General features: G+C 61.1%; 6 protein-coding genes. 2 read left to right on the top strand and 4 right to left on the bottom strand.

Translation table 11 applies throughout. From position 1 onward, the window contains the following. Positions 1 to 112: 112 nt before the first annotated feature. Together glyA and ACW9IB_RS28575 are read right to left on the bottom strand one after the other, a co-directional pair. A complete protein-coding gene (gene glyA, locus ACW9IB_RS28580; protein ID WP_457365725.1) occupies positions 113 to 1366 on the bottom strand; it encodes a serine hydroxymethyltransferase in 1254 nt (417 codons plus the stop codon). Positions 1367 to 1590: 224 nt separating this feature from the next. Next, positions 1591 to 5442, bottom strand: a complete 3852-nt coding sequence (locus tag ACW9IB_RS28575) for an EAL domain-containing protein (protein ID WP_457365726.1) — start codon at positions 5440 to 5442, stop codon at positions 1591 to 1593. Between the two features lie 286 nt (positions 5443 to 5728). Here ACW9IB_RS28575 and ettA point away from each other — a divergent pair, with 286 nt between their 5' ends. Both ettA and gdhA read left to right on the top strand, forming a co-directional pair. Further along, positions 5729 to 7393 (top strand): energy-dependent translational throttle protein EttA, encoded by a 1665-nt coding sequence (gene ettA, locus ACW9IB_RS28570; protein WP_457365727.1) that lies wholly within the window; start codon positions 5729 to 5731, stop codon positions 7391 to 7393. A 341-nt stretch (positions 7394 to 7734) separates the two neighbouring features. Continuing rightward, entirely contained in the window at positions 7735 to 9072 is a 1338-nt protein-coding gene (gdhA, locus tag ACW9IB_RS28565) for an NADP-specific glutamate dehydrogenase (protein WP_457416644.1), read from the top strand. Here gdhA and ACW9IB_RS28560 read toward each other — a convergent pair. Together ACW9IB_RS28560 and ACW9IB_RS28555 are read right to left on the bottom strand one after the other, a co-directional pair. Next, positions 9069 to 9557 carry a GreA/GreB family elongation factor gene (locus ACW9IB_RS28560; RefSeq protein WP_457416642.1) on the bottom strand — a complete coding sequence of 163 codons (489 nt, stop codon included), beginning with the start codon at positions 9555 to 9557 and terminating at the stop codon, positions 9069 to 9071. The two genes, gdhA and ACW9IB_RS28560, sit on opposite strands and share 4 nt — an antisense overlap. A 94-nt stretch (positions 9558 to 9651) precedes the next feature. Further along, positions 9652 to 10002 carry a hypothetical protein gene (locus ACW9IB_RS28555; protein WP_457416640.1) on the bottom strand — a complete coding sequence of 117 codons (351 nt, stop codon included), beginning with the start codon at positions 10000 to 10002 and terminating at the stop codon, positions 9652 to 9654. Positions 10003 to 10213 lie beyond the last annotated feature (211 nt).

The following is a 10213-nucleotide window of genomic DNA, read 5'->3' as shown; positions in this document are numbered from 1 at the left end:
ATACACCGCCATCGCAGGCAAGCCAGCTCCCACAGGTGACCGTATTTCAAGTCCGGATCGCCCATAAAAAAGCCCGGCTCAAGAGCCGGGCTTTTCATTCAGGCAATGGCTATCAGGCGCCGTATACCGGCAGCTTCTTGCAGATGGCCTTGACCTTTTCGCGGACCGCGTCGATCACCGCTTCGTTGTTCAGGTCGGCCAGGATGTCGCAGATCCAGCCAGCCAGTTCCTTGCACTCTGCTTCCTTGAAGCCACGAGTGGTCACCGCCGGGGTGCCGAAGCGCAGGCCGGAGGTGACGAACGGCGAACGTGGATCGTTCGGTACCGAGTTCTTGTTCACGGTGATGAAGGCGCGGCCCAGGGCAGCGTCGGCATCTTTACCGGAGATGTCCTGTTTGATCAGGGACAGCAGGAACAGGTGGTTTTCGGTACCGCCGGACACCACGTCAAAACCGCGCTCGATGAACACGCTGGCCATGGCCTGGGCGTTTTTCACCACTTGTTGCTGGTAGGCCTTGAACTCGGGTTGCAGTGCTTCCTTGAAGCAGATCGCCTTGGCAGCGATCACGTGCTCCAGCGGGCCACCCTGGGCGCCCGGGAATACCGCGGAGTTCAGTTTCTTCTCGATGTCGGCGTTGGCGCGCGCCAGAATCAGGCCGCCACGTGGACCGCGCAGGGTCTTGTGGGTGGTGGTGGTCACCACGTCAGCGAAAGGCACCGGGTTCGGGTAGACGCCCGCGGCCACCAGACCGGCTACGTGAGCCATGTCGACGAACAGGTAGGCGCCTACTTTGTCGGCGATTTCGCGGAAACGTGGGAAGTCCAGCACCTGCGAGTAGGCCGAGAAACCGGCCACGATCATTTTTGGCTTGTGTTCAACAGCCAGGCGCTCGACTTCGTCGTAGTCGATCAGGCCGTTGGCGTCGATACCGTACTGAACGGCGTTGTACAGCTTGCCGGAAGACGAAACGCTGGCACCGTGGGTCAGGTGACCGCCGTGGGCCAGGCTCATGCCCAGGATGGTGTCGCCGCCTTGCAGCAGGGCCAGGTACACGGCGCTGTTGGCCTGGGAGCCGGCGTGCGGCTGGACGTTGGCGTAATCGGCGCCGAACAGTTCCTTGGCGCGGTCGATGGCCAGTTGCTCGACCACGTCGACGTATTCGCAGCCACCGTAGTAGCGCTTGCCCGGATAGCCTTCGGCGTACTTGTTGGTCAAGACCGAACCTTGAGCCTCCATCACCGCTGGGCTGGTGTAGTTTTCCGAAGCGATCAGCTCAATGTGCTCTTCCTGGCGCACGGCTTCTTGCTCCATGGCGGCAAAGAGATCGGCGTCGTACTTGGCAATAGTCAAATCACGGCTGAACATGGCGGTCCTCAAGGATCGGGGGCAGAAAAGGAGGGCATTCTAACCCAATGGGTTTTAGATGGCATATGAAAGGACATCATGTCGCGGACAAGCGGGGTTCATCTGTGGATAAGCGGTGCCTGTGAGTGCCCCATCACGGGCAAGCCCGGCTCCCACAGGGGAACGCATTCCAAGTGTGGGAGCTGGCTTGCCGGCGATGAGGCTATCAGCCCCACAGCAGGTCTTCAGTCGAACATGAAGAGGGCATCATTGCTGAACTGCGCCTCGAACCGGTTCGCCGGCATTGGTCGCCCGAACAGGTAACCCTGCACTTCGTCGCAGCCATGTTCGCGCAGGAAGTCCAGTTGCTCATGGGTTTCCACGCCTTCGGCGATCACCGCCAGGTTCAGGCTGTGGGCCATGGCGATGATGGCGCGGGCGATCTGCGCGTCCTGTTCGCCGGAGGGCAGGCCATCGACGAATGTGCGGTCGATCTTCAGCACGTCGATCGGGAACTGCTTGAGGTAGTTGAGCGAGGAGTAACCGGTGCCGAAGTCGTCTACGGCGATGCTCAGGCCCAGGTTCTTCAGGCTGTCGAGGATCTGCATCGCTTCGTTGACTTCACGCATCAGGATACTTTCGGTCAGCTCCAGTTCCAGGCACGCCGGCGGCAGGCCGGTGTCCTTGAGGATGGTGGCGATACGCGTACCCAACTGGCCATCGGAGAACTGCCGCGCCGAGATGTTCACCGAGACTTTCGGCACGCGCACCTTGTTCTGGTGCCAGGTCTTGAGCTGGCGACAGGCTTCGCTGATCACCCAGTCGCCCACGTCCACCACCAGGCCCAACTCTTCCAGTACCGGTATGAAGTCTCCCGGCGGCACCAGGCCACGGCGCGGATGGCGCCAGCGCAGCAGGGCTTCGGCGCCGGTCAGGCGTTTGCCGTCGCCGCTGAACTGCGGCTGGTAATAGAGCACGAATTCGTTCTGGTCCAGGGCGTGGCGCAGGTCGCTTTCCAGCTCCAGGCGCTCCAGGGCGCTGGCGTTCATGTCGGCCTGGTAGAACTGGAAGTTGTTCTTGCCGCGCTCCTTGGCGTGATACATCGCCGTGTCGGCGTTTTTCATCAACTGGCTGAGTTCGTTGCCGTCCTGGGGGCTCAGGGCGATGCCGATACTGGCGGTCACGAAGAACTCACGGCCCTCCAGCACGAACGGCTTCACCAGGCTGGCCAGGATCTGCTCGGCCACGTGAATGGCGCGGTTCAGCGCCATGTCGCGGCTGACCCGGGGTTGCAGGAGCAAAGTAAATTCGTCGCCACCCATGCGCGCCACGGTGTCGTCTTCGGCCACGCAACCGAGCAGGCGCGTGGCCATTTCCTTGAGCATGCGGTCGCCGGCGGCGTGGCCCAGGGAGTCGTTGATCGGTTTGAAGCGGTCGAGGTCGAGGAACATCAGCACCACCCACGACTTCTGCCGCTCTGCCGCCTGCAAGGCGGTGTGCAGGCGGTCCTGGAACAACGTGCGGTTGGGCAGGTGGGTCAGGGCGTCGTAATAGGCCAGGCGGTGGATGCGTTGCTCGCTGGCCTTGCGCTCGCTGATGTCACTGAAGAAGCACACGTAACTGGCCAGGTCGCCTTCATCGTCGAACACCGCAGTAATGCCTACCCAGGCCGGGTAATGCTCGCCGTTGCGGCGCTTGAGCCAGACTTCGCCTTCCCAGGTGCTGTGCTGGTGCAGTTGCTTGAGCACATAGCGCAGGTGGGCTTCCTGTTGTTCGTCGACGGTGAGCATGTTCGGCAATTGGTCGAGGACGTCGCTGACCGCATACCCGCTGACCCGGCTGAACGCCTCGTTGGCCTGCACGATATAACCCGCAGGGTCGGTGATCAGGATCGCCGAGGTGGAGTGTTCGAATACCGTTGCGGCCATGCGCAGGTCTTTCTCGGCGCGGCGCTGCTGGCTGATGTCGCGGCCAACGCCGAGGATGCCTTCGAACGCACCGTGTTCATCCCACACCAGCACCAGGCGCAGTTCGATCGGTACCTTGCGCCCGTCGGCGCGCAGGCAGTCGAACAGGAAGAGTTGGGTCTGCACTTCGTCGCGCAGTTGGTTGAGCGCTTCGATATCTCCCAGGGCACGGCTGACCTGTTCGACCAGGGCGTAAATGCCGGTCAATTGTTGCGGGTTGGCGATGATTGACTGCCAGCCGTTCTTGAACACCCAATCCACGTCGTAGCCCAGCACGGTATTGACCGACGGGCTGATGTAGTTGAGCGCCAGTTGGCTGTCGGTGGAGCAGATGACGTCGCTGATGCTTTCGGCCAGCATGCGGTAGCGCTGTTCGCTGTCACGCAGGGATTCGCTGGCTTCGATCTGGTCGGTGATGTCCTTGGCCACGCCGATGATGCGCGTGACCAGCGCGGTCTTGTCCCGCGCCAGGGCTTGCTCACGAATATCGAAACGCCGCCATTGGTTGTTGCGGTGACGAAAGCGCAGCTGGCATTGCAGTTGGGTGGTGTAGCCGATCTGGCGCTGTTGCTGGCGCAGGTCGTGATAATGCTCGGCGTCTTCGGGGTGCAGCAGGATTTCCCAGAAGTACTCGCCCATTTGTTGCAGTTCGGCCTTGTTGTAGCCGAGCGTGTGGCCCAGGTGGTGGTTGCTGAAGATCATGCGCTGACTGATCACGTCCTGCACGTACAGGTGATCGGGCACGGTGCGCACCACGTCTGACCAGAAGCTTTCGCGCTCCACCAGCGACAGCTCGATCAGCTTGCGGCTGGTGATGTCGCTGATGCTGAGGATCACGGCCTTGTAGTCGTCCTGTTGCTCCGGCAGGCGCATCACCAGCCACAGGTATTGCTCGTTGCCGGCCACATCGTTGAGCTGGATTTCCAGCTCCAGCTGTTTTTGCTGGGTGAGTACTGCCTCCAGCACCTGGTAGCCAATGGAGGTGGCGTTGCGAGGGCAGTCGTCAATCAGGCGTTGCCAGGCGTCTTCGCAGGACCCCACGTTCAGCAGGCGCACCGCCACCTGGTTGACCTCGGTGATGCGCAGTTCCTTGAGCAGTTGCTGGCGTTCGGCTGGATTGTCTTGCAGCCACGTCTTTAATTGCTCGCGGGTTTCCAGGCGGGCTTTGTCGAACCAGGCATTCAGGCCTGAGAGATCAAGCACGCAGAGGGCGACGCCGGTGCCTTCGAAAATATCCTGGTAGCGCCGCCGGCCTTCGTGCACCTGGCGCTGGCGACGGCGCATGTTCAGCAGCACGATCACCGGGATCAGCGAAAGGGCCAGGCCCAGCAGGCATTTGCCGATAAACGCCGGGAGCAGTTGCTCGAGCACCGCGCCGCGGTCGAACATCCCGCGCAACTGCCAGTCACTTTTGCTCAGGGGGGTGACCAGCACGCTTTTGTTCAATTCGTCCGGGGTCAGGGCCGCGGCCCATTGGGCCGGCATGCCGCTGTCACGGCTGACCACGCGATGGTTCAGGCGGTTTTCGATGGCCCACATCGGTCGCGGGCCCTGGCCGTCCTGGCGGGTGAGGCTGGTCAGGTAGTTGGGGGCCAGGCGCAAGGCCCAATAGACTTTCGAGCCGCCGCTGGCCTGGTGCAGCAGCAGGTAGATGACGGTGCCGTCGTTGTCGTTGCTCAGGTAGTAATTCTGGGAATGGCTGCGCTTGACCAGCTCTTCGAGCCAGGCGCTGTCCTTGCTGTCCATCGCGCTGTCACCGATCAATGCGCCGCTGGGTGCAAGCAGGGCAAAGCTGCGCAGCTCCGGGAGGGAGCGTTGCAGGGTGCGCATCAAGGCCTGACGTTGTTCGTCGGTGCGCGGTGGCTCGACGATCGGCAGCAGGTTCAACGCGATTTGCGCGCTCAGGGCCATGTTCAGGCTGATCTGTTCAGCCAGGTCGGCGCTGTAGTCGATGGTGTATTGCTGCTGGTTTTTCTGGTTTTGCTGCAACTGGTCCAGCAGTTGCCAGAACAATAAGGCGAGCAACATCAGGACAAGCGTCGCCAATGCGCCTTTGAGGGTGCCGTGCAGGGGCGCTCCCGGCGCTATATGAGCGGCGCGCAGGGGAGTGGGCGGCGTGACTTTGGACAAGCTGTGATCCTGCGGTTTGGCTGGATTGGCGCGCGACGTGCACTATAAGCCGGACGCCCGGAGGGCGGCTAGCATGCCTTGAGTTGTGGCAAAGTGCCAGTCCTTGCCTGGCTGGACTGACCAAGCGCATTCAGGTAGCTTTGCCGGTTACGCGGGGGCGTTCCAGCCCCAGACAATCAGGCTTTTTCCGCACGCAGGCAGTGATCACCGTCAACGGCCCGCGCGGCGCATGGCCTGGCACGGGCTTGGCCCGTTCAATTCATCAGTCACTGACGCTAGGTTCACCATGGCTCAATACGTCTTCACCATGCATCGGCTGGGAAAAGTTGTTCCGCCGAAGCGGGAAATCCTGAAAAACATTTCGCTGTCTTTTTTCCCTGGCGCCAAGATCGGCGTCCTCGGCCTGAACGGTTCGGGTAAATCCACGCTGCTGAAAATCATGGCCGGCGTCGACACCGAGTTCGAAGGCGAAGCCCGCCCGATGCCTGAGCTGAACATCGGTTACCTGCCGCAGGAACCACAGCTGGATCCGACCAAGACCGTGCGCGAAGTGGTCGAAGAAGCCGTCAGCGTGATCAAAGACGCCCAGGCTCGCCTGGATGAGGTCTACGCCGCCTACGCCGAACCGGATGCCGATTTCGACAAGCTGGCCGCCGAACAGGCCAAGCTCGAAGCCATCCTGCAAGCTGGCGACGGTCACAACCTGGAGCGCCAACTGGAAGTCGCCGCCGATGCGCTGCGCCTGCCGGCCTGGGATGCCAAGGTCGAACACCTGTCCGGTGGTGAAAAACGTCGTGTGGCCCTGTGCCGCCTGCTGCTGTCGGCGCCTGACATGCTGCTGCTCGACGAGCCGACCAACCACCTGGACGCCGACTCCGTCGCCTGGCTGGAACACTTCCTCCATGACTTCCCGGGCACCGTGGTTGCGATCACGCACGACCGGTACTTCCTGGACAACGTCGCGGGCTGGATCCTCGAGCTCGACCGCGGCGCCGGTATCCCTTACGAGGGCAACTACTCCGGCTGGCTGGAAGCCAAGTCCGACCGTCTGGCCCAGGAGTCCAAGCAGCAATCGGCTCATGAAAAGGCCATGAAGGAAGAACTGGAGTGGGTGCGCAAAGGCGCCAAGGCCCGCCAGTCCAAGTCCAAGGCTCGTCTGCAACGCTTTGAAGAAATGCAGTCGCAGGAATTCCAGAAGCGTTCGGAAACCAACGAAATCTACATCCCGGCCGGTCCGCGCCTGGGTGACAAGGTCATCGAGTTCAAGAACGTCACCAAAGGCTATGGCGACCGCGTGCTGATCGACAACCTGTCGTTCTCCATGCCAAAAGGCGCGATCGTCGGTGTTATCGGCGGTAACGGTGCCGGTAAGTCGACCCTGTTCCGCATGCTGATGGGCAAGGAAACGCCGGACTCGGGCACCATCGAAGTCGGCGAAACCGTGCAACTGGCCTGTGTGGACCAGAGCCGCGAAGACCTGGACGGCAGCAAGACCGTGTTCCAGCAGATCTCCGACGGTTCCGACCAGATCCGCATCGGCAACTACGAGATTCCATCGCGTACTTATGTTGGCCGTTTCAACTTCAAGGGCGGCGACCAACAGAAGTTCGTCAAGGACCTGTCCGGTGGTGAGCGTGGTCGCTTGCATCTGGCCCTGACCCTGAAAGAGGGCGGCAACGTCCTGCTGCTCGACGAACCGTCCAACGACCTCGATGTTGAAACCCTGCGTTCCCTGGAAGAAGCCCTGCTGGACTTCCCGGGCGCCGCCATTGTGATCTCTCACGATCGCTGGTTCCTGGACCGCGTCGCGACCCACATCCTGGCGTACGAAGACGACTCGCAAGCGGTGTTCTTCGAAGGCAACTACACCGAGTACGAAGCGGACCGTAAAAAGCGCCTCGGCGAAGCGGCTGCCCAGCCGCACCGTGTACGGCACAAGAAACTGGCCTGATTCGGGTTGGTGGTTTGAAAAGCGGAGCCTTCGGGCTCCGTTTTTTTTTACATCTTTTCAGAAAGACCGGGGTGGATTCATCGCAGGCAAGCCAGCTCCCACATTAGAAATCGATCAAATGTGGGAGCTGGCTTGCCTGCGAAGACACTCTAAAGGCTGGTGCATTTTCAGGGCTGGCAATCCCTTTTAAGGTGCAAAAAAGTCCTGTTTTCCTGATTTATTTATATCTAATGCACCATTTAAATTCACAAAGGCGACATTTTGCACTTTTCAGGTGCGAAATGAATTGCTAAGGTCCGGCTCAATCTCATTTAAAAACAATCAATTTGCCGAGACTTCCCATGATCGAATCTGTCGAATCTTTCCTTTCCCGCCTCAAGAAACGTGACCCCGACCAACCGGAATTCCACCAAGCCGTGGAAGAGGTGTTGCGCAGTCTCTGGCCGTTTCTTGAAGCCAACCCCCACTACCTGAACTCGGGCATTCTGGAGCGCATCTGCGAGCCGGAACGCGCGATCACCTTCCGGGTCTCGTGGGTGGACGATCATGGCAAGGTGCAGGTCAATCGCGGGTTCCGCATCCAGATGAACAGCGCCATCGGCCCTTACAAGGGCGGCTTGCGCTTCCACCCGTCGGTGAACCTGGGGGTGCTGAAATTCCTCGCCTTCGAACAAACCTTCAAGAACTCCCTGACCTCGCTGCCCATGGGGGGCGGCAAAGGCGGCTCGGACTTCGACCCCAAGGGCAAGAGCGACGCTGAAGTGATGCGCTTCTGCCAGGCCTTCATGAGCGAGTTGTACCGCCATATTGGCGCCGATGTGGACGTGCCGGCCGGGGACATCGGCGTGGGTGCCCGTGAAATCGGCTTTCTGTTCGGCCAGTACAAGCGCCTGAGCAACCAGTTCACCTCGGTGCTGACCGGCAAGGGCATGACCTACGGCGGTAGCCTGATTCGCCCGGAAGCCACCGGTTTCGGCTGTGTGTACTTCGCCGAAGAAATGCTCAAGCGCAACCAGCAGCAGGTAGAGGGCAAGCGCGTGGCTATCTCCGGTTCCGGCAACGTGGCGCAATACGCGGCACGCAAGGTCATGGACCTGGGTGGCAAAGTGGTGTCCTTGTCTGACTCCGAAGGCACCCTGTATGCCGAAAGCGGTTTGACCGAGGAGCAATGGACAGCGCTGCTGGAGCTGAAAAACGTACAGCGCGGGCGCATCAGCGCACTGGCCGAGCGCTTTGGCCTGGAGTTCCGTAAAGGCCAGACGCCGTGGGCGCTCGCCTGCGACATTGCGCTGCCTTGCGCGACCCAGAACGAACTCGACGCCGACGCTGCCCGCACGCTACTGCGCAATGGCTGTATCTGCGTGGCCGAAGGCGCCAATATGCCGACCACGCTGGAGGCTGTGGATATCTTTATCGAGGCGGGCATTCTGTTCGCGCCGGGCAAGGCCTCCAACGCCGGTGGTGTGGCCGTGAGTGGCCTGGAAATGTCGCAGAACGCCATGCGCCTGCTGTGGACCGCCGGGGAAGTGGACAGCAAGCTGCACAACATCATGCAGTCGATCCACCATGCCTGCGTGCACTACGGCGAAGAAAACGGCCGGGTCAACTACGTGAAGGGCGCGAACATCGCCGGCTTCGTGAAAGTCGCCGACGCGATGTTAGCCCAGGGCATCGTCTAAACCTCGGGCTCGATCAGCAGCACTTCGATCAACTGATCGCCGGCGGGGCGCTTCCACAGTACCTCGTCGCCCAGCCGGGCCCCCAGCAAGGCGCGGCCTAACGGTGAGCCCCAGTTGATCAAGTGCGCGGTGGCGTCGGCTTGGTCTTCGCCGACCAGTTGGATGCGCTGCTGTTCATCCTGTTCATTGGCGAACGTGACCCAACTGCCAATCTGCACCTTGTCGGTAGAAGTCGCCGGCGCGACGACTTGAGCGCTTTGCACCCGTTGATTGAAGTAGCGCAGGTCGCGCTCAAGGTCGGCCAGGCGCTGTTTGTCGTCTTTGGCAGATTCGATGCTGTGCGCCTGCTGTAACTGCGCCACCTTGGCCTGCAACTGCGCGAACCCATGGGCCGTCACTCGGTTGGGCTGCTCGCTGACCTGGCGCTCCACCGGCTGGTCGGCCTGGGCAGCGGCGTTGTCTTCATTTACAAAAGCTCGGCTCATGACGTTCTCCCTCAATGGAGTTTGGGCCATAGTCGCTGCGCGATCGTTCCCACGCTCTGCGTGGTAATGCAGCCGTGGACGCTCTGCGTCCGCTTTAGCGATAGGCCCTGGCCGCGTCGCGATCCTTCTCCCGCTGCCAGGCACGTTCGCGGTCATCCCAGTGGTTGTCCTTGTAATCGCGCAGGTCCTCGTTTTCACGCATGGCCTTGCACTGGCGAAAGCCATCTTCCCAGCCTTCGGCGTATTCGCGGTCTTTCAAGTAACGCGGTACGTTCTTGCGAAACTCCCCGCTGATCACCCCGGCCGCCTGGCGACCGCTGCTGCAACCGTCGTCAAAACCATCGGCGAAGGCCGGCGGGTAACCCTTGGCCAGCAGATCCTGATGGGTGGACTGGCAACCCGATAACCCCATCACTGCGCACAACACTAGCGCATACCGCCACATGGCGTACTCCCTGGCCGGTTCACGGCTGATAAGAGGAAGCTTAGAGGGGGATTCGTTCGGGGGATGTGAAAGGAAGGTGATAACGGTGTGGTGCGTCTGAGTCTACGAGGGCCAAATGTGGGAGCGGGCTTGCCCGCGAAGGCGGTGTGTCAGTCACAAACACTTCCCCCTAACCACCCCCCCCCCCAACAAACCCCCCCCCCCCCAAACC

The organism is Pseudomonas sp. SDO524_S393 (assembly GCF_054071875.1).
The sequence above is the reverse complement of the archived record's forward strand: the minus strand, read 5'-3'. Positions and strand labels throughout refer to the sequence as shown.

Excerpts from the sequence above, each read along its gene's own strand:
- ACW9IB_RS28555 (WP_457416640.1), bottom strand. The coding sequence starts at position 10,002 with ATGTGGCGGTATGCGCTAGTGTTGTGCGCAGTGATGGGGTTATCGGGT.
- ACW9IB_RS28560 (WP_457416642.1), bottom strand. The coding sequence starts at position 9,557 with ATGAGCCGAGCTTTTGTAAATGAAGACAACGCCGCTGCCCAGGCCGAC.
- ettA (WP_457365727.1), top strand. The coding sequence starts at position 5,729 with ATGGCTCAATACGTCTTCACCATGCATCGGCTGGGAAAAGTTGTTCCG.
- glyA (WP_457365725.1), bottom strand. The coding sequence starts at position 1,366 with ATGTTCAGCCGTGATTTGACTATTGCCAAGTACGACGCCGATCTCTTT.
- gdhA (WP_457416644.1), top strand. The coding sequence starts at position 7,735 with ATGATCGAATCTGTCGAATCTTTCCTTTCCCGCCTCAAGAAACGTGAC.